General features: G+C 72.1%; 17 protein-coding genes and 2 pseudogenes. 6 read left to right on the top strand and 13 right to left on the bottom strand.

Features of this window, described 5'->3' with window-relative positions; all coding sequences use genetic code 11:
- Positions 1-61 precede the first annotated feature (61 nt).
- Positions 62-681 (top strand): annotated as a pseudogene (locus IE286_RS28050) (DUF6518 family protein).
- A 341-nt stretch (positions 682-1,022) separates the two neighbouring features.
- Here IE286_RS28050 and IE286_RS25160 read toward each other — a convergent pair.
- Together IE286_RS25160 and IE286_RS25155 are read right to left on the bottom strand one after the other, a co-directional pair.
- Positions 1,023-1,961 carry a nucleotidyltransferase domain-containing protein gene (locus tag IE286_RS25160; protein WP_189799060.1) on the bottom strand — a complete coding sequence of 313 codons (939 nt, stop codon included), beginning with the start codon at positions 1,959-1,961 and terminating at the stop codon, positions 1,023-1,025.
- A gap of 452 nt (positions 1,962-2,413) precedes the next feature.
- The gene (locus tag IE286_RS25155) at positions 2,414-2,773 is read right to left on the bottom strand and encodes a hypothetical protein (protein ID WP_189799059.1); all 360 of its coding nucleotides are present in this window, start codon (positions 2,771-2,773) and stop codon (positions 2,414-2,416) included.
- Positions 2,774-2,917: 144 nt separating this feature from the next.
- Between IE286_RS25155 and IE286_RS27505 the strand changes: the two are divergent.
- Positions 2,918-3,080, top strand: a pseudogene (locus tag IE286_RS27505) (ATP-binding protein); the annotation flags it as partial.
- A gap of 30 nt (positions 3,081-3,110) precedes the next feature.
- Here IE286_RS27505 and IE286_RS25150 read toward each other — a convergent pair.
- Both IE286_RS25150 and IE286_RS27500 read right to left on the bottom strand, forming a co-directional pair.
- The gene (locus IE286_RS25150; RefSeq protein WP_189799058.1) at positions 3,111-3,911 is read right to left on the bottom strand and encodes a class I SAM-dependent methyltransferase; all 801 of its coding nucleotides are present in this window, start codon (positions 3,909-3,911) and stop codon (positions 3,111-3,113) included.
- 329 nt (positions 3,912-4,240) lie between these two features.
- Positions 4,241-4,657 (bottom strand): helix-turn-helix domain-containing protein, encoded by a 417-nt coding sequence (locus IE286_RS27500; protein ID WP_229863700.1) that lies wholly within the window; start codon positions 4,655-4,657, stop codon positions 4,241-4,243.
- Positions 4,658-4,809: 152 nt separating this feature from the next.
- On the opposite strand from IE286_RS27500, the gene IE286_RS25140 reads away from it, so the two are divergent.
- Positions 4,810-5,367, top strand: a complete 558-nt coding sequence (locus tag IE286_RS25140; RefSeq protein ID WP_189799057.1) for a DoxX-related protein — start codon at positions 4,810-4,812, stop codon at positions 5,365-5,367.
- 245 nt (positions 5,368-5,612) lie between these two features.
- On the opposite strand, the gene IE286_RS25135 is transcribed toward IE286_RS25140, so the two are convergent.
- From IE286_RS25135 to IE286_RS25125, 3 genes are all read right to left on the bottom strand, one after another.
- Positions 5,613-5,807, bottom strand: a complete 195-nt coding sequence (locus IE286_RS25135) for a ferredoxin (protein ID WP_189799056.1) — start codon at positions 5,805-5,807, stop codon at positions 5,613-5,615.
- A gap of 10 nt (positions 5,808-5,817) precedes the next feature.
- Positions 5,818-7,044 carry a cytochrome P450 gene (locus IE286_RS25130; RefSeq protein ID WP_189799055.1) on the bottom strand — a complete coding sequence of 409 codons (1,227 nt, stop codon included), beginning with the start codon at positions 7,042-7,044 and terminating at the stop codon, positions 5,818-5,820.
- Between the two features lie 136 nt (positions 7,045-7,180).
- On the bottom strand, positions 7,181-8,710 hold the full coding sequence (locus IE286_RS25125; protein WP_229863686.1) for an MFS transporter: 1,530 nt from the start codon (positions 8,708-8,710) through the stop codon (positions 7,181-7,183).
- 110 nt (positions 8,711-8,820) lie between these two features.
- Between IE286_RS25125 and IE286_RS25120 the strand changes: the two genes are divergently transcribed.
- Entirely contained in the window at positions 8,821-9,381 is a 561-nt protein-coding gene (locus IE286_RS25120) for a TetR/AcrR family transcriptional regulator (RefSeq protein WP_189799054.1), read from the top strand.
- Between the two features lie 349 nt (positions 9,382-9,730).
- Here IE286_RS25120 and IE286_RS25115 read toward each other — a convergent pair whose 3' ends face one another.
- The 3 genes from IE286_RS25115 to tap are packed head-to-tail and all read right to left on the bottom strand — an operon-like array spanning position 9,731 to position 12,791.
- Positions 9,731-9,952 (bottom strand): hypothetical protein, encoded by a 222-nt coding sequence (locus IE286_RS25115; protein WP_189799053.1) that lies wholly within the window; start codon positions 9,950-9,952, stop codon positions 9,731-9,733.
- Positions 9,953-9,983: 31 nt separating this feature from the next.
- Positions 9,984-10,541: a telomere-protecting terminal protein Tpg gene (tpg, locus tag IE286_RS25110; protein WP_189799052.1), complete on the bottom strand. Its 558-nt coding sequence runs from the start codon at positions 10,539-10,541 to the stop codon at positions 9,984-9,986.
- Between the two features lie 12 nt (positions 10,542-10,553).
- Positions 10,554-12,791: a telomere-associated protein Tap gene (gene tap / locus IE286_RS25105; protein WP_189799051.1), complete on the bottom strand. Its 2,238-nt coding sequence runs from the start codon at positions 12,789-12,791 to the stop codon at positions 10,554-10,556.
- A 206-nt stretch (positions 12,792-12,997) separates the two neighbouring features.
- On the opposite strand from tap, the gene IE286_RS25100 reads away from it, so the two are divergent.
- Together IE286_RS25100 and IE286_RS25095 are read left to right on the top strand one after the other, a co-directional pair.
- Complete coding sequence (locus tag IE286_RS25100) at positions 12,998-14,008, top strand: hypothetical protein (RefSeq protein WP_189799050.1); 1,011 nt, start codon at positions 12,998-13,000, stop codon at positions 14,006-14,008.
- 878 nt (positions 14,009-14,886) lie between these two features.
- Complete coding sequence (locus tag IE286_RS25095; RefSeq protein ID WP_189799049.1) at positions 14,887-16,125, top strand: MFS transporter; 1,239 nt, start codon at positions 14,887-14,889, stop codon at positions 16,123-16,125.
- 184 nt (positions 16,126-16,309) lie between these two features.
- On the opposite strand, the gene IE286_RS25090 is transcribed toward IE286_RS25095, so the two are convergent.
- From IE286_RS25090 to IE286_RS25080, 3 genes are all read right to left on the bottom strand, one after another.
- The gene (locus tag IE286_RS25090; protein ID WP_229863684.1) at positions 16,310-16,738 is read right to left on the bottom strand and encodes a septal ring lytic transglycosylase RlpA family protein; all 429 of its coding nucleotides are present in this window, start codon (positions 16,736-16,738) and stop codon (positions 16,310-16,312) included.
- A gap of 90 nt (positions 16,739-16,828) precedes the next feature.
- The gene (locus IE286_RS25085) at positions 16,829-17,686 is read right to left on the bottom strand and encodes a glycoside hydrolase family protein (protein WP_189799048.1); all 858 of its coding nucleotides are present in this window, start codon (positions 17,684-17,686) and stop codon (positions 16,829-16,831) included.
- A gap of 13 nt (positions 17,687-17,699) precedes the next feature.
- Positions 17,700-18,500, bottom strand: coding sequence for a thaumatin family protein (locus IE286_RS25080; protein WP_229863681.1), 801 nt, complete (start codon positions 18,498-18,500; stop codon positions 17,700-17,702).
- Positions 18,501-19,041 lie beyond the last annotated feature (541 nt).

Below are 19,041 nucleotides of genomic sequence, written 5' to 3'. Positions count from 1 at the left end.
CACCTCCCTCAACGGCACGGGGGCCTCGTGCGTTGCGGACACAGATACCCTCACCCGATCGGTGACCACGTTGAAAACGCTCAGTGCACGTCCCCGCCGAAGCGATACGCCAGGCGACGGCCGCCGGGCAGCCCGGGCACAACGACGATCTCGAGGCTGGCTACCGGGGGCCTGGAATCAGATCGCCAACTCCGGAGCGGTCCGGTGCGTCGCCGCGTTCGCCGCAGGCGCCCGGGTGGCCCGTCACGCCGGCCTGCCCGCAGCCGCCGTCGCGGGCCTGCTCGCCGAGTCCGGTCTCGTCGTCGGCTACTACGGCTATGCGGAGGTCGAGCGCGGCGGCATGGTCTCTCTGCTCGCTCCCCTCGTCCGGCTCGGCATGGCGTTCGCCGCCGGCCCCCTCTTCGGGGTGGCGGGCTCCCGGTGGCGAGGCAGCACCCGCGCCACCGCGTCATCGGCCTGGCCGCCCTCGCAGGCGTCTTCGGCACGGAGGGCGTCCACTACGCCTGCCTCCCGCACCACACCCCCCAGGCATGGGCCTGCCTCGCCCTTGCGGTCGCCGTGCCGCTGCTCATGGGCCGCACCCGCACAGACCGCGCATGGACCCCCCTGACCGCCGTTCCCTTCTCCCTGCCGGCCCACCTCGTCCTCATGCAACTGATCCTGACCACAGTCCTCGGCTGACAGCGCGCACACCCGGTCTCGTGCACAGCCTGCCGCTCCTGGCCATGAACAACGTCCTCGGCACGCTCGCGGGCTGGCCGGCGTCCCCCTCGCCGTCACCGTGTGCGCGACCGCGGTCGCGGTTGCGGGGACCGGGCTGCTCGCCCTGACGTCCCGCCCGCTGCGCACCCCCGCACCGGCCCCGGCCCCGCACCGGAACCGGCCCGGCAGGGGAACCGGCCTGGACGGGAACGACGACGCATGCCACCCCTGCCGCCCCAGCCCGGTCCGTCCACCGGGCCCGCCGCCCGCCGGATGCCCCTGTCCGCCGGGCAGGAACGCCGCCTTGTGGTGCGGGTCGCTCACCGGGGCCCGGTCCAGGACGACAGCTCGTCGTGGACCTCCCGCAGCCCGTCGACGGCCGCGCGCAGCACACGCGGTTCGGGGGACAGCCCGGTGAGAGCGGCTTCGACTCGCTCCCGGTAGCGGTCCGGGGTACGGGGCAGGGCGGCGGCCTCGGCCAGCGCGCCCTTCTCGTTGAGCACCAAGCGGCCGTTGTAGGCGAAGACCACCTGGTTCATGCAGGCCACGGTCCGGTACAGCAGCCCGGTGACCTGGGTGAGGTCGCCCCGGCGGGCCGGGAAGGCGGCGTTGTCCAGGGAGAAGCCGGCCTCCCAGCCGAACCGTGCCCGCACCGCGTCCAGCAGCACCGCCGGATACGGGTCGACCAGGGCCCGCAGCGCCGCGAGCCGGCCCTTGGGGTCGTACAGCACAACGTTGTGGCGGACCTCGCCGGCGTAGATGGTGGAGACGAAGCCGTGCGGGTGGCCGGGCTGGTAGTCGACGGTGATCCTGCCCTCGGAGGCCTCCCGCACCACCGTCTCGACCCGGTCGTGGTCGCGCAGCAGAATGTCGGTCTTGATGCCGTCCACGGTCAGCCACACCCCTCCGTTGATCCACGGCCCCCACGCGCCGTAGCTGCCGTGACCGGCCGGTGTGCCGCGGTCGTCCAGGTCCGCGGCGGCGGCGAGGACGAGGCCGAAGCCGGGGCGGGCGGCCGGGTCGTAGTAGAGGCCGATGTCGAGGTCGGAGTCGGGGCGGGCCACGCCGCGGGCGCGGGAGCCGCCGAGCGCGATGCCGGTGATGCCGGGCAGCCGCGCCAGCCGGTCCCGAATGCGGCCGACGGTGGCGGCGGGTCCGGGCAGCTCGGTCGGGTCGGGCATGGGTCGGCTCTCCTGCTGGTGCGGTGTGCGGTACGGGTCGACGGCCACGGTGCGCAGCTTCCGGGGTGCAGCGGGCACCGGAGCGGTCCTGCAGCCAGGTCTCGCCCAGGCCGGGCGGCATCTCGGTGAGCCCGATGGCCGCCTCGGGATCCTCTGCCGTGCTACGGACGGTCGGCGCCAGCATATGGACGAGCGCGATCGAGCCGAAGCCGGCGAACGCGGGCTCGTCTTCGGCCGGGACTTGCAGAACACCCATTCGAGCAAGCCCTGTTACCCCCCCGGCACTGCGTCGAGCGGTGGTGACTGACGCCCTTGGGCAGCCGGCGCCTGAGTCAGTGGCCGCTCAGTGGCTTCGGACTCATAGCTGACGCAGTAGCGGCGTACGCATGAAGTGCATCATCTCTGCCCCCTTGAAAAGGCACGCACTGAGGACGACCTCCGGGCACACCTTGATGATCCACCAAGCCTCGCCTCGGCTCACTGCGACTCGCTCGCCATGCTCAGGAGATGTACGTGGAACCCTTTTGGTCTCATGCCATCCCCAAAGCGTCTATGGATACGAGTCTGCGGCTGCGACGGAACGCTGAAGAAGCCTGGATCCCGAAGGCTGTCCCGTTGTATGTTCCAGAAGTTCCCTGCTTGAGGATGTGTTCTGAAGCAAAGTAAGGAACTCCGACAGGATCGGTTTCCATCCGATGACCGCCAGGAATCAGCAGATACCAGCGCTCGTGCCCTTCCGCCTTTGATACTGCATCCAAACGCGAGGATGGCACTCGCCGAAGGGTCACGTCACCGAGCGACGTCGCTGCTTGGCCGTAGACTTCCTCTTCCCCGGACGGGGTATTCCAGTTACGGGTGGGGACGATGATGTCTGGCTTCACGAGTTCCATGCTTCGCCTGCCTTCCGGTCACCGTGTGCCAGGTGTTCCCGCCAGAGCGCACACCGTCGCGCCGGCGGTCAACGTGCAGGCGGCAGTCGCCGAACATGCGGCATCAGCCACCGCCCCGGCCACGGCACCCACTCCGACGTCCGTCAACGCATCGGCGGCTGGACCAGAACCTTCACCGGCCCCCGCCTCTGTGCGGCCATCGCCGACCGCCTGGCCTTCAACGCGCACCATCATCGCAACCGGCACCGACTCCCACCGCCTGGCCGGCAGGCGGGCACGAGCCGAGCAACCTGCCAGGGACGGCTGACACCTGCCGGTCCGGGCACGACCGCTGCCCTCACGGCCGAGGCCGAGCCGGAGAGGCAAGCGTCTGCTCGCCGGCGCGGGCCACGAGCAGCGGCTGGAAGAAGCCTGTCTCCTGCGGCATCCGCCACCGGGCGCCGGGAAAACCGGCCTTTGCTGCGAGGCCGGCCAACCGGTCCTTTGTGAGAGCCCAGTAGGCGGTCCGGCGGACCTTGACGCGCCATTGCCCGCCTGCCGGACGGAGCTGGAAGTGCTCCAGGTCGTAGTGCTCACCGTCGTCATGCCAGTGCCAGAGCTGGAATGTGACGGTGCGTTCCCCGCCGTCGGCGCTCCGGTGGACGTGCACAGGCGTCGAAACGGGGTGGTCGCGCAGCAGATCGTCGTAGGGGCGTGTGCTGACCAGCAGCAGGCCGCCGGGGCGCAGCACACGGCGCATCTCGGCCAGGGCGGCGTGCACGTCCTGCTCCGTCAGCAGGTGGGGCAGCGAGTTGTCGGCGCAGACGACGACGTCGAACCGGCCGTCGGGAAACGGCAGGCGTCGCATGTCGGCGACTGCCGTGCTCAGGCCGAGGCTTCGACGGGCGGCCTCACGGCCGGCGCGGGCGGCGGCGCGATGGCTGAGATCGGTGCCGGTGACGCGGTGCCCGTGCAGCGCCAGGCCGATGGCCTGGGTGCCGATGCCGCAGGAGCAGTCGAGCACCTCGGCACGGTCCCGGCCGATGAGGGCGTCGAGGGCGTCGCCCTGCCGGCGCATGCCTGCGTCCCAGTCCGAGTAGATCAGGTGGTAGTCGTCGGCCAGTTCGTCGTAGAAGTGCGCCACCGAAGACTCAGGCATGGGCCAGAGGCTACCGCGCCGGATCTTCCGGGGACGCCGGCCGCCTCGGTGGTCCGTGTGAACGCTGTCGCTGACGGCAGTGCCGTCTGCCGTCCGTCTCCGGCGGCAGACGGCGAGCGGTCTCGGCCGCGATGACCCTGGCATGCCGGTGCCCGGCCTGACGGCTGCTGCAGCCGGGCACCGGACCTCCCGCTCCTGCGGCGCCTTCGCGGTCCTTTGCGCCGCTGCACTGCGGGAGCTGCCGCGTGGTCGCGATTCGCAGGGAGTGGCCGATGGGTGCCTGCAGGCACGCGTCGTCGGACACGATCTCGGTCGGCCGGCCGGCGGGGCTACGCCGGGGCGCCGGCCGTCGGCGGGCGGAGGATCTCCGACGGGGTGCGGCCGGTGAGGGTTCGCGCTGTGCGGGTGAAGTGTGCCTGGTCGGCGAAGCCCGCGGAAGCGGCCGCGGCCGCCGCGGACTCGGCCGGCAGGCCGGCCATGGCTGTGCGCAGCCTGGCCCACAGGCGCAGCCGGGCGAGCGGGATCCCCACCCGGTCGCGGACGAGGGTGCGCAACCGGGGCGGGGAGTACCCGACTTGGGCGGCGGCCATGCCGATCGTGGCGGTGGACCCGGTGCGGGTGGTCTCCCGCACCGCGTGGGCGACCCTGGGATCGAGCGGGGCGCCCGCTGTGGTGAGAGCCGTGATCTCGGCACGGGCCGCGTCCAGGTCGGCGCCGGGGCCGGGACGGCCGAGGGCCGCGAGCACGCGGCGGGTCTCGGTCTCGTCCAGGCAGACCGGGCCGGTGCCGGGCGCCAGCGCCCACGGGTCCAGGAAGAGGGCGACGTAAGCCGACGAGACGGTACAGGTGTGTGTGCCAGCTGGGGCGGCACGATCACGCCGGACGCGGCGACGGTGCGGTGGCCGTCGTAGCCGACCTCGGCACCACCGGCGGGCGCGAGCACGATCTTCCACGCCGGGTGCTGGTGGTGGCGTACCCGGAAAGGGCCGGACTCGGCGAACATCGTCGCCGCGGGGCCGTATGTGAAGTGGAGCCGGCGATCGGTTCGTTCAAGCGTCCACGCCCGGGTCGGCGGCACCGTCATGGCATGCATGCTCTTGCGGCCGTCGCCCTGGCGGCCTTCCTGATCGTCAATGGCGGCGCGCACTTCGTGCGCCCGGACTATGTCCGCCGGTTGGTTCCTGTCTGGCTGGGGCGGGCACGGCTGCTCGTCGCCGTGGGCGGGGTCGCGCTGGTGGCTGACGGTGTTCTGCTTCTCGTGCCGGGGAGCCGAGCGGCGGGCGGGGGGATCGCCGCGGTGCTGATCTCGGTGTTCGTGGTTGCGCATATCGATGGGCTGGTCCGGGCCGTGGCTGCGCGGCCGCGTCGTGTTCGCGGGGTGGTGGGTGCGGCCGTGGAGGTGCTTGTCAACTTTGCCTATACCGGGTGGGCCGTCGTGGTTGCGTCGGCCGGGTGAAGGCGGGCGGTTCGGCTCACGGGAGTTCGGTGAAGCGGAGAGCGGCCGGTCAGCCGGCCCGTCCGTTCTGTGATGCGGGCAGGCTGTCGGCGTTCGCCGTCTCGGGGGGTGTGCCGTCCGGTGCCGGGGTGGGAGTGCGCCTCGTCCGGATCGTGTCCGGCTCGTCGCCCGGCTCGCAGTCCGGATCGTTGTCCGGCCCCGCCCGGCCCCGGCCGGCCCGGTCGGGGCCGGGCGCCGGTTGCGGCTCAGGGTTCCATGAGCCGCAGGGCGCGGGACGGGCACAGGCTTGCTGCCTGGCGTGCCCGGGCGGCGGCCCGGCCGGCGGGCCGGTCGGTGAGCAGCACCACGATGCCGTCGTCGTCCTGGTCGAACACGGCCGGTTCGGTCAGGACGCACCGCCCGGATCCGACGCACGTTTCGGTGTCGGCTTCGATCCGCATGTCGTTCTCCTCACCAGGTGACCGGCAGCTCGTGGGCGCCGTAGACGGTGGCATCGGTCTTGAAGGGGATCTCGTCCACCGGCACGGCCAGCCGCAGGCCGGGGATGCGGCGGAACAGTGTGTCGAACACGATCCGCAGCTCGAGGCGGGCCAGGTTCTGGCCGAGGCACTGGTGGGGGCCGTAGCCGAAGGAGATGTGGTGGCGGGCTGCGCGTGTCGGATTCAGTTCGGCGGGGTCGTCGAAGGCCGCGGGGTCCCGGTTGGCGGACAGGACGGAGACGATGACGCCCTCGTTCGCCTTGATGGTGACCCCGCCGACCCGGACGTCCTCGGTCGCGACCCGTGCGATGACGGTGTCGCCTATGGAGAAAAAGCGCAGGAGTTCTTCGACCGCCGCGGGTGTGCTGCCCGGGTCCTCGGTGAGCAGGGCCCGTTGGCCGGGGTGCTCCAGCAGGGCCAGGACGCCGAGGGTGATCATGTTCGCGGTGGTCTCGTGGCCGGCGACGAGCAGTCCGGTGGCCGTGCTCAGCAGCCGTGCGTGGTCGACGGCGCCCTGCTCGCGCTGCTGGGCGATCTGCCGGCTGAGCAGGTCGTCGCCCGGTTCGGATTCCTTACGGGTCAGCAGGGCGGCGAGACAGGCCTGCAGTTCGTCGAAGGCTCGGAGCCGTTCGGCCGGAGGTACGGTCCGGCGGGTCATCGCGGCCGTGCGGCTCTGGAAGCAGTCGTGGTCCTCGTAGGGCACGCCGAGCAGTTCGCAGATCACCAGCGACGGCACCGGCAGGGACAGTGCCTGCACCAGGTCGACGGGGCGGGAGTCGCAGGCCAGCATCTCGTCGATGAATCTGTCGACGATCTGCTGGATGCGGGGGCGGAGCGCGGACAGGCGTTTGAGGGTGAACTCGCCGAGCACCGACCGCCGGACCGCCGCGTGTTCGGTGCCGTCCAGGCTGACCATCGGCGGTGGCTGGGTGCGGAACCGTTCGCGGAACCGGGGGTCGCCGTTGGGGTTCGGGTAACCGTCCTTCCGGCGGTCCGAGGAGAACCGGCGGTCGGCGAGGACCGCCCGGGCTTCGGCGTACCCGGAGACCCACCAGGCCTGTTCGCCGCCGCGCAGGCGGACCTTGCTGACGGGTTGCTGCTCGCGCAGCCGCGTGTACGGCTCGGGTTCGGTGAACGGGCAGCTGCGGGCGAGGGGGAACGGCTGGTCGGGGGGCTGGGTGGTGTCGGTTGGTGTCATGGGAGCGGCTCCCGGTGTGACTGGACGATCGGCGTCCGTGTGGGGTGGCGGTGGGGGGTCGGCGGCCGGATGCGGAGGGTCCGGTGTCGGTTGCGGGTGACGGGGCGGTGGGGTGCCGGTGGTGGCCGGCGGTGCCTCACTCGTGCCTCGCCCCGGAGGGGTCTGCGGGTCGTTGCGCGGGTGCGGGGTGTGCCGGGGCTGTGGTGCCTGTGAAGGGTTCGGGGGCCGGTGCGGCAGCGAGGCGCCGGCCGTTGCGGGCCGCGGTGTTCTCGGCCCAGGTACTGGTGGACAAAACGCCGAGCGCGACCACGACGATGCCGCAGGCCCCGAGGAGACCGAACGGGGTGTGGCTCGAGCGGACGAAGCCGGAGCCGGTGACGGCCACGACGGAGCCGGTGACGGCGACGCCGATGCTGCTGCCGAACTGGCGGGCGCTGGCCGCGAGCGCGCCGGCGACGCCGACCTGGTCGGGTGGCAGTCCGGATACGGCGGTGTGGTTGACCACCGGAGCGATCGTGCCGGCGCCGAGGCCGAAGACGGCGTACGCGGCCAGCAGGCAGCCGGTCCCGGTGTGCGTGGTCAGGGGGACGAGGAGGAAGGCGCCCGTGGCCAGGAGCGCGCCGCCCAGGACGAGGGGGAGCCGGTCGGCGCCGTGTGCGAGCAGCCGTGCGGACAGGTTCGCGGCGAGGGCCTGGCCCGCGGCCATCGGGATGATCAGCAGTCCGGCGTGCAGGGGGCTGAAGCCTCTGATGTCCTGCAGGTAGAGGGTGTTGACGAACAGGAATCCGCCGAGACCGGCCGTCATCACCAGGGAGATCAGGTTCGCGCCGGAGAACGGCGGGCTGCGGAACCAGCGTAGGTCGATCAGTGGCTCGGGCCGCCGGGGTTCGACGACGAGTGTCCCGGCGAGCGCCAGGACGGCGAGGACGACGAGCGCGATGATCCACGGGCTCGTCCAGCCCTGGCCGGGGCCCTCGATCGTCGTGGCGACGACCGAGGCGAACAGGGCGACGACCAGCACCTGGCCCGGCAGGTCGAACGCGCGCGCCCGGGCGGCCCTGGACCCGGGAACGTATCTCTGGGTGAGCACCAGAGCGACGATGCCGACCGGGACGCTGACCCAGAACACCGCCCGCCAGCCGATGCCGTCGACCAGCAGGCCTCCGAGCACGGGCCCGACCGCCATCGTGATGCCGATGACCGATCCCCACACCCCGATCGCACGGGCCCGCTCCGCGCGGTCGGTGAAGACGCCGGCGATGATCGACATCGCGACCGGGTTGAGCATCGAGCCGCCCACCGCCTGCACGCAGACGAACGCGATCAGCCAGCCGACGCCGGGCGCCAGGCCGGCCAGCAGGGAACCGAGGGCGAACAGCGCCAACCCGAGCTGGAAGATCCGCTTGCGGCCGAAGCGGTCGGCCGTCGCTCCGGAGAGCAGGAGCAGACAGGCCGTCACCAGGGAGTAGGCGGAGACGGTCCACTGCAGGCTGCTGACCGAGGCGTGCAGGTCCTTGCCGATGGACGGGAGCGCGACGTTCACGATGGTGAGGTTGATGCCGGTCACGCCCACGCTCAGGCAGCAGATCGCCAGCACCAGTCGGCGGTGGACAGGACGTGGCAGGCCTGTCATGGAAGCAGGCCCGGGGGTGTCAGCAGTGCTCATGGCGCATCCTTGGCCAGACTCGATAGAGTCGACGACGGAAACGGGGAGGTTCCCCGCATCACGATATGGGGACCCTCCCCACTTGTGCAAGGACAGCCGAGGACACACGTATGGCCGACCACCCGACGCCGAGAAGAGCCGACGCCGCCCGCAACCGCCGGCGGATCATCGAGGCGGCGCGCGCCGCGTTCGCCGAGAACGGGGCCGCAACGTCGATGAACGAGATCGCCCGGCGGGCCGGGGTCGGCTCGGCGACCCTGTACCGCAACTTCGCGACCCGCCACGAGCTCCTGGAGGCCCTCCTGGCCGAAGAGGTCGACGAGGTGTGTGCCGCCGCCGCGACGGTCGAGGGCACGAGCCCTCAGGAACGGCTGATGAACTGGCTGCGCCGGTTCTTCCGGTACGTCACCGCCAAACGGCCCGTGGTCCTCGGGCTGCTCGAGCACACCGACACGAACGACCCCGTCTTCCAGACCCGGGGCCGGTTCCTGGCGGCCGGGCAGCCGCTGCTCACCGCCGCGAAGGAGGCGCACCAGATCGCCGAGGACCTCGACCTCGGCCAGATCCTCGATCTCGTCATCGCCGTCGCGAAGATCCCGGGCACGCCGGAGTACCGGCAGCCGATCCTCGACGCGGCGCTCGCCGGACTCCGGCACCCGGCAAACGCCTGAGCAAAGGCCAGGAACGCCGGGGAGGACACGCGACGCACGGCGACTCGCTCGACCGGGCACCGCCCTCGCCGACGGCTTCGCCAGACTCGGCCTCGCCGCCCGGAAACAGCCAGGCCACCTGCGAGAACCAGCTGCAGGAAGCGCGTAGCTCCCTGTCTCCCGCTGCACTCGTCTCCGCCGCGCCGTCCGCCGGGCCGTTCCCCGGTAGCGCACCCGCCGGTCGACCGGCGCGAGGGCCGGATCCCGGGGGTCGTCCTCGGTCTGACGCACGCCGCCGGAAGGCCCGGCCGGGCGGGCGGGATCCGCGCACTGCGCCGCCCGGCCGGTCCTTCCGGCGGCGCGTCGGTGCTCAGCCGGCTGCGGCGTCGTCGCCGGGCGGCTGCCGGCCGAGACTCGGACCGAGCGCGTCCGGGACGGCCGAGCATGGTGTGAGGCGGAGCATCAGGTCGCGCACGGCGGTGGCCGGTGCCGCACGCCGATGGGCGGCGATGCCGGTCCGGTGGGAGCGGCAGGCGGTGAGCCGGGTGCGCGAGCGCCGGTCACGCTCGTAGGCGGCCGGCGCCGAGTCCATGCCGGGACAGGTGTCCACAAGCAGCCCGCTGCTACAGCTCGAACTCGACGTGCTCGACGTCGGTGAACCGGACCTCCTCCAGGCTGCCGGCGCGGCGGCCGTCGTCCTGGAAGTAGACCTCCTTCAGGCCCTCGGCGGCGATCTGCTGCAACTGCCGCTCCCCGGCCCCGGCCTCCTGGGCATCGAACAGGCGGGCGGCGAACCGGGGCGGGAGGGCGACGGTCAGGTGACGGAGGCGGGCGTCGTCGGTGGTGCCGATGGGGGCGGTGTAGCCGATGCGGGCGCGGGTGTCGATGACGATCCCGCCGGTCGTGGCCGCCTGCTGCCGGGCGCGTGCCCGCACCCGCGGTTGCCAGCGCTTCGTCACCTCGCGCTCCAGGCGGGCGGCGAGGTCGGGGCGGGGTGTGCGGATCTGGTCCTTGACGTAGCGTTCGACGGTGCGCTGGGAGATCCGCAGCAGCTCGGCGACCGCCCGGGTGCCCTTCAGCTGCCTGACCAGGTAGCGCATCTGCGCGGGTGCGCTCTTCGGTACCGGGCGGGTGAACGCCTTGCGCACGGCAGCGTCGAGACCGTCGTCGAACAGGCCCATCGTCGGCTGCTCCTACTCTCCGCCGTCGGCGTCGGTGACGGTGCCGTCCTTGATGTAGCGGGCGAGGTTGAGTTCCGGAGCGTCGAAGTGCTCGCGGACCTCTTCGCCCCACAGCACCGTCTGGGTGCCTTCGTGTTTGACCAGTCCGGGGTTGACGCCGAGCTTGAACCCGCCGGGCACCGGCGCGCCGCCCGGGTGGAGGAGGTCCAGCGGGGTAGGGCTGTCGCAGGCGTAGACGACGCAGTCGGACAGGACGGCGACCGGGTACTGTCCGGTGGCCGCGGCGTGTTTGAGGATCTTGCGGTGGAGGTTGATCCGGGTGCGGGAGATGACGGCCGCGCGGATGTCCGGCCGCCAGGTGGGCCGGGACAGGGCGCGCCATGGACGGCCGGGCCGCCAGCCCTCGCCGCGGGGGCGTTCGCGCAGCTTGCCGATGCCGCCCTTGACCGTGGCCTTGATCGCGGAGACGACGAGGGCCAGTTCCGGGTCGCGGTCCTTGTAGCCGTCCATCGCGGTGAGGAAGTCGGCCGGGTCCATGTCGGCGCGGACGCCGAGGTCGGCCATCGTGGCGAGGTAGGCGTCGCGCAGCCGCTGGTACCAGGCGTCCAGGTAGCGGCCGTGGTCGTAGCGGACGTAGGCCTCGACCGGGCGCACCTCGTAGCCCAGCTCGGCCGCGTAGGCGACGGTCGGGGTCGCGTACCAGGCGGGGCCGTCGGGGCGGTCTCCCTTCGGTGTGAACGGGGAGGGCAGCAGACTGCCGTCCAGTTCCACCCACTGCTTGCCGATCTTCACCTTCGACAGGTCGACGTGGGAGAGGTCGACCAGCCAGGAGCCGGGCAGTTTCGGGTCGAACTCGGGGTTCTTCACGTGGGTGGGGGCGCCCAGGCCGACGGTCAGCCCGTTGGCTCCGGCGGCGAACGCCATGTTGACGTCGATGCCGACCAGATAGCGGTGGTGGCATTCGTCGTCGGTCATCGGCCGCGCCCAGTCGTACGCCTCCTCGAACAGCTTCTCCGCCGGGCCGCGGACGTGGAAGCGCGGCAGGTGAGCCAGGACGGGGTGGCCGTCGGGGGCCTCGCACGGCGCCGGGTCGACCGGGTCCGGCCCCAAGCTGCCGGGGTTTGGCTCGGAGTGCCGTCTGCCGTCGGCGTCCGGCCGGGAGGCGCGGGTCGGCGGGTGCAGCGCGGTCATCAGCTCCAGGCCCGTCACCGCGGTCGAGCCGCACGGCGTCATCACCCGGGACGCGTACACGCCCAGCACGCGGGCGAGTCCGGCCGGTGGCAGCTGTGCGGCGTCGCCCCAGTGGCGGGCGTCGAGCGCGTGCCAGGACGGGATGCACAACTGCACGCACCGGCGCTCCGAGCCTGCCGCGGGGCGGTAGATCCTGGCCCACGGCCCGAACCCGCGCTTCGTCAGCTTCCAGTCTGCGCGGGCCAGCTGCTTGACGGCCTTGTGATCGTCGGGGAGGCGCCCGGCGAGCCGTTCCTCGTCGGTGAGCGTGGCCGGGAGGCCGTAGCGCTGCAGGGCGGCCTCGGTGAGCACGAGCAGCGGGTCGGCGTCCCTGCCCGGCCCGGACAGTCTCGGCTGCCCCAGCCTCGCCTCCTTCAGCGTCCACTCCACCAGCGAGGGGAGAGTCCTGGCGGGCACGTCCAGGACCAGGCCGCCGGTGCAGTACGCGAGCACGTTGCCGTCGGCGTCGGCACCGATCACGGCGAGCGGGCCGTTGGCGAACCGCGGATCCGTGCCGTGCGCCGGGGTGTCGGCCGGTGCCGGCTTCTCGGCACTCGGGCGACGCGACGCCGGCGGGAGGCCGTCGGTGCGCGCCGGACGAGAGACACGCTCCGGAGAGGTGACGGGAGCGGGGGCAGGAACGTGTGAGGTCGCGGGCGGTGTCGTGGCCGCGGTCTCGGACGCCTGCACCGCCGGTACGGTCCGCGGCTCCGCGGGGCCGGGTGCGCCGGTGCCGCCGACGGGCGCTGCCGCGGCCGGGGCCGGCGCCGCGGGAGCGGGGTAGAGCTCGGCGAGCTTGTTCAGCAGCCGCGCATACGCCTCCCGCTCCGGGCCGCGCGGCTCGGTCGGCTTCTTCAGCGACTCCCAGGAGGACACCGTGGCCCGGCGCACCTTCAGCGCGGAGGCCACTTCCTCCAGCGTCAGCCCATGGGCCTGCCGCAGCCGCTTGCGCTCCGGCGCCGGCGGCAACGGCGAGCGGGACGCGACCAGCGCGTCGACCGCATCGAACAACTCCGACACCACACACCTCCCGGCGACACCCTACCTCTCGAACCGCACACCTGACGTACGTTCACCGTCTGCGTCACGTACGAAGAGCGTTCACCGGCCTCGAACGTGGCCCTGGTCAGGGAAGGGCCGGAAGGGCTGAAAACCGTCGCATCACGTCGGTCCTTCGTGGGGAGGTATGGGCGGCGGTCGCACACTCGGAGTAGTCAGGGGGTCACGTGGGGTGGAAAGACGCATTCGGCGAGGCGAAGACGAAGCTGGAGACGATCCACGAGCAGCTCAAGTCACTGGACGATCTGAAAGCCGGCGTGGCAGCACTGCACAGTGACCTCGTGGAGAGCCGCCCGAAGATCCTGGAGCAGATCCGGACCGGCGTCATCGGACTGCGTGAGGAGAACCGGGACATCCGCGACCGCCAGGATCGGATGAACCGCGACCTGAACGAGACGCGTGGTGAGCTTCGGCAGCTCGCGGACCTCGTCGACGGTCTCCGCCCCTGGGCACCGGGGGCAGGCGGCCGGCCCGGTGAGGACACACCGGCGCAGCCACAGGCGGCCGTGCCACCGGCCGAGCCCGAGCCGCAGGCCGGCGACGGCCCGACCGCTTCGGCCGAGGCTCATCCGTCCGCCTCGTCCCGCACCGCATCGCAGGGGGGAACCATGGAGCACGACGAAGACCGGCCGCGGACCGAGACCGGGAGCGCGGACGAGGACCTGGCGTTGAAGAACGCGATCGAGGCCGCCTACAAGGGCGCGGGCCCGTCCGCCGGCCAAGGGCCTGATGCCGCGGCGGCTTCCGGGGATGCGGAGGACCCGCGGATCGCCCACGGCGTCCTGCTGCTGAAGGCCGCCGGCGTCGCCTCCGTCGAACTGATCGCGCACCGGGACACCTGGGAATGGCTCGCTGCCCTGGCCGTCCACCACTGCCACTTCCGCACCCCGCCCTCCGTGGAGGACATCGGTGAGGGCCGCATCCGGACCGTCCTGTCCGGACGCTCCCTCATCGCCCTGCTGATCGAGCTGTGGAACACCCGCAGCACCGCCGCTCCGCTCCAGGGCGACTGGACGCTGGCCGTGACCTGCTACCACCGCGTCAGGGCCGCACTCGCCGACGTCGGCGGCCATGGGGAGACGATCCGCATCGTCCTGGACGACGGCCTCCCCGGGGCCGGCGACCGACCGGCGCTTCCTGCCCGGGAGAAGGACGCCGGGGAGAACGACGCTTCATAGCAGCCGAGGGGAACGACGCTTCACAGCAGCGGACCGTGCAGCCGCCGCGCCCGGGCGGTGATCCGCACGCCCGGCAGGACGCCGGTGTGATACGTGCCGGCGCAGGTCCCGGGCGTCGTCTCCGGACAGCCGAGTCGGTCGCGAGCCCCGGCGCTGTCGACCGGGCTGCCGGGCGTGATCATCGCCTGCCTGTGGCGTTGTCGGTGGCGGAACAGTCTGCCGCACAGGGGGGCCGGTGACGGTGACCGGTGTTCATCACGCCTACGGCGGCTGGGCGGTGCTGCGCGGCGCGGCGGTGCCGAGCAGCTGCGGGCATGGCGCACGGCCCTGGACAGCGACCTGCGCCACGGCACCAGCGACGACCCGGTTCGCCGTGCCCTGGTGCACCCATGTGGTGCACCAGCCAGAAGGCCGACATGTTCGACGTCAGCATCACCGCGCTGCACGAAGACGCCCCTGCGTTCCTCTCCCGCCGCGGCGCCCTGGTCCCAGTGGCGCATCCGCAGCAGGACCACCGTCACGGCTTTCCTCCTTCGGTGTCTGGCCCTGCTGCGCAGCGCCGGGCTCGACGGGGCGGGACGGGCAGGACGGTGCAGCCCCCGCCGGTCAGCGAGTGCCGGCGGGGGCTTCGTGCTGTGCCGGTCGTCCGGTGCGTGCGAACAGGGAGGCTGCCGGACCACTCGTCCCCGTATGTGCCTCCGCCGCAGCAGCAGGCCGACGGCGTCGTGCGCCCTCCGGGCGCCGGAGTGCGGACCGATGAGGTCTTGTGCGCCGCGCAGCCGTGCTGTTCTCTTGCCAGCGGATCGGCGAGGAGCCGGCGCGGCTCGTGCGGGCGGAGCACGGCAGCGCGAACGCAACCGAGCTGTGCAGGACGTGAGATGACCGGTACGACCTCCGGCCCCCTGCCGGACCGACGATGGCCGCGCGGCTACCGTCGTCTGCTCGCCGCCCGCGTGCTGCTGCGCAGCTACTTCTTCGTCCCGTTCATCGTCCTGTACGCGCGGGACATCGGGGTGTCGCTGGGCACCCTGCTCGCTGTCGAGGCGTTCTTCTCCGCGCTGGTCGTGATCGTGGACGTCCCTGTGGGCGTGGTCGCCGACAGGATCGGCCCCCGGCAGGCACTGATCGTCGGTGCGAGCGCGGAGGCGGCGGCGGCGCTGCTGCTCGCCTTCACGGCTCACCCAGCCGTGTTCTGGTCGGTGCAGCCGTTGTTCGCGCTGGCGCTGGCACTGACCCAGGGCGCCGACGCGGGTCTGGCCGGGGCGCTGTTGCGCGAGGGCGGCCGGCCGGAACGGTTCGAACTTGCCGAACGGATCCTGCAGTCCTCCAGTCTCGGCTGGAACGCGGCCGTGTTCGCACTGGCCAGCCTGCTGTCCCTGAAGGGTTTCGCGACCACCTTCCTGGCCACCGCCGTCGTGCAGTCGATCGCCGTGATGCTGTTGTGCACGCTGCCGGACGCGAGGGCCTCCTTCGCCGACGCCGCGGACCGGCTCACGCCCCGCACCTGGCTGCGGCATCTGCGAGCCGCGCTGCGGCAGTCACGGTCGCTGCGGCTGGATCTGCTGGCGATGGTCCTGACCGGCACGGCCTTCTCCGTCCTTCTCTATCTGGTCCCCGCCTACCTGGTCGCCTCGGGGATCGACGAGCATCTGACGGGCGCGGCGACCGCGGTGATCTCCCTGGCCGCGGCCGGTGTCGGCTGTCTGCTGCCCGGCTCCTGGAATCTGCGGATCACGGTGGTCCTGGCGGCGGCCGGCGCCTTGCTGTTCGTCCTGCCGTATGCGGCGGCCGCTCTGGCGGCCGGTGTGCTGGTGCAAGCGGGCCAGGCCCGCCTGTTGCCGCGGTTCCGTGCCCAGGTCATGGCCGATCTGGGCGGCTGGGGTGAGGCGAGCGCCATGAGCGTGGTCACCACGACTGCGGGCGTCGGACTCGCCGCACTGGCCCCGGTGCTGGGGCTGCTCACCGACACCCTTCGCCCGCCGGGGCTGGCCGTGCTGTGCACGGTGCTCCTGCTCGGTGCCGGCTTCACCATGACGGAACGACTGCACCGGGGCGACAGGCCGGAAGCGGCGGCCCGGGCGGAAGCAGAACGGATGACCGCCGAAGAAGCCGCGTGACCAACCCGCTCTCCTCACTTCCCGAGCGGCGGAATGCGTCCCGTCGCGGAGAACGAGGCTGCGGGCACGCGGAAGCATGTGGTTGCTGGCCCCGTCGAGTCTCCGGGACGACGGCGAACCGCCCGGCGGGCCGGGAGCAGGGCTCCTCCCGCCGGGCGGCGTCATGTCACATCACCGGCCTGTCTCAGCCGAGGACCTCCTGGGTCACGACGATGTGTCCCTGGTCGGGGTTGAGCACACCGCCGAGCCGGCTGAACGCGCCGTCGGTCAGGTCCAGGCACTTCGGCTCCGCGGGCGTCTGCTGGAAGGTGCCGCGGTCGTTGATGCGGACGACCAGCGAGGCGCCGTTGGCGACGTTGGTGACCCGCACCAGGGTGCCGAACGGCAGCTGCGGGTTGCGGGTCAGGGACGTGGCCGCGGTGTCGGCGTTGTTGTCGAACAGCTCACCGCTCGCGGTCAGGGCACCGGGCGGCTGGGGACCGTAGTGGGTGGCCCAGCAGGTTTCGGCGGCCTGGCGCGCGGGCGCGCTCTCGGCGGCCCCGGCCGGAGCCGCGACGGCCACCATCGCACACACGGCGGCTGCCGCCGCACCGACGCGGACTGCGGGACGCATACGACGCATGGATCTCCTCGTCTCCTTGCTGTGGTCTGAGTGGGTTCGGATCGTGCGCACCCGGTTGGGGCGCGGCCGGCGTTGTCGTGCTCAGCCGGCGGAGCGGTATGCGGCGCCCACCGTGTTGGCCGTCGCGCCGTCGTACAGGCCCGTGCCGTCGCCACGGCTGGTGGACAGGGTGAACCAGGCGTAGCGCTCCACGTAGGACTGCTGCTGGAGCATCGCCGTGGACTGCCGGACGAACTCGGCCTGCTGCTCCTGGCTGGGGTAGCGCGGGGTGCCGGAAGAGAAGTCGATCAGGGCGTACTCGGTCAGCCAGATCGGCTTGTGGTACCGGTCGTACACGGCCTGGATGTACGACCGCAGCTGCTCGGTGGCGCGGGCCGGGTCGAAGTCGGCGCCGTACCAGTGCAGGGGGATGAAGTCGACGCGGTAGCCGCGGGACTGGGCGCCCTGCATGAACTGGTCGAGCCAGCCGCCCGGGGTGTCACCGCCGTAGGCGACGGCCGGCGCGCCGAGCCGCATTCCCGTGTCCTGCAGCCGGGGCCACAGGTCCAGTGCCTGCTGGACGGACATGTCGGCCTGTCCGGGCAGGTCGGGCTCGTTGAAGCCGAGCAGGGTGGTGCCGCTTTCGCGGGCACGGGCGAGGTCGGCGTCGTTCACGGCGCCGGAGCCCCAGATCATGGGGACGAACTCCACTCCGGGCGGGGTGGAGATGCCCTGCGGATCGGTGGCCCAGTCGTAGTACCAGCCGACCTGGGAGTCGCGCAGTGCATCGGTGACACCGTCGAAGTTCCAGGCGCTGACGCCCTTCTTCTTCACGTCGTCCGTGACGCTCTGCGACGTCGCCTGTGCGGCGTGCGGGGCGGAGGCCGCTCCTGCGGTGCCGCCCGCACCGAACAGGGCCAGAGCTGCCAGCAGGACGGTCAGCAGACGTATGCGTCGCATCGTCGTCCTCCCGTCATGCGCCGGCGTGGAACTCGACGGTGAAGCCGGAGCAGGTGCTGCACTGCTGCATCACCTGGTTGCCGGGCTCCTGGTCCGCGCGCGACCAGCCGTACGCCTTCGGGCAGTGCGTCGCGATCATGTCGCTGTACGGGGTCTTCGCGTCCCGGTTGGGGTTCGTGCACAGCTTCGGCGTGCCGTCGGGCCAGTGGCTGAGGTTCTCGGGCGGACAATAGGGCAGCAGGTTCTCCGGGCATCCCACGACTCCGCAGCCACCGCCGCCGGGGCCGGCGTTGACCGGCGTGATGGTGATGGGCACCGAGAAGGCGTTGACGTAGCTCACGTCGTACCAGGGCGCCAGGCCGTCGGCGCTGTCGAAGTTGAACTCCGCGAGGCTGACGGGCTGTTCACCGGTCTCGCAGTGGTCCGCGTACTTGCCGCAGTCGCCCAGATCGCAGTGGAAGGTGCTGCCGGATGCGCCGGAGCAGCCCATGCGGGCGAAGAACTTGCCGCGCCAGTGGCCGGGCGCGGACGTCTCCGGGATGGTGATGGTGGCGGACTGCCCCGGCTGCAGCACGGGCAGTCCGGACAGGTTCTTCGAGCCGTCGGCGTTGACTTGGCTGCCGACCCATACCGTCCGGCCGGTGCTGTTGACGAATGTGACCGTGTGGTCGATCGCCACGGCCGCGGCCGGCACGGCTCGCTCGGCCGCCCGGGCGGTGTCCTCACCGGCCTGGGCCGACGCGCCCGTGTGGGCCGCCACTGCAACCAGGGCTGCGGCGGCCGCCGTCGCGAGCGTGGTCAGGAATCTGCGCACGACTCCTCCGTGGAAGGCGTGTGAACGTGGGGGGTTGGCCGGCGGGCGGACACGGAACAGGAGACTGCGGACGCCATCGTCGAGCATCGCTTCCGGCCGCCGAGATCCGGCGAGGACATGACAGCGAGAGCGCTCTCAAATGTCAATATCCGAGCCCCAGTTCGATGGGAAACCGGTCATCGTCCGGCGGTCGAACGCCTTGTCTGATGCCCGAACGGCCACAGACCGACCGCCCGGTGTGCCCGCATGCCACATACCCGGGGTGTCCGGTGCGCCGCACGTCAGGCGCCTCGCGGAGTGCCTGAATCAACTGTGCGACGTGCGCTCGGATGTCCGGAGAAGGGTCCGACCGGCCTGTGCCATGCCCGGTTCCGGCGCTGCGAGGCGGGCGCAAGACAACGCCTCGGTGCGCCGAGGTGTGCCGAGGCCCGACATGGCGGTCACGGCCGGTCGCGGCCGGCTCGTCCGGAGGTGACGTATGCCGCCCTGCGACGGTTTGCACGTATCGCCGTGAAACGTGTCCGAGTCGCCCAGAACCTGC

The organism is Streptomyces thermodiastaticus, from assembly GCF_014656135.1.
GTDB lineage: Bacteria > Actinomycetota > Actinomycetes > Streptomycetales > Streptomycetaceae > Streptomyces > Streptomyces thermodiastaticus.
Note: the sequence above shows the minus strand (reverse complement) of the source record. Positions and strands in the feature narration are given on the sequence as shown.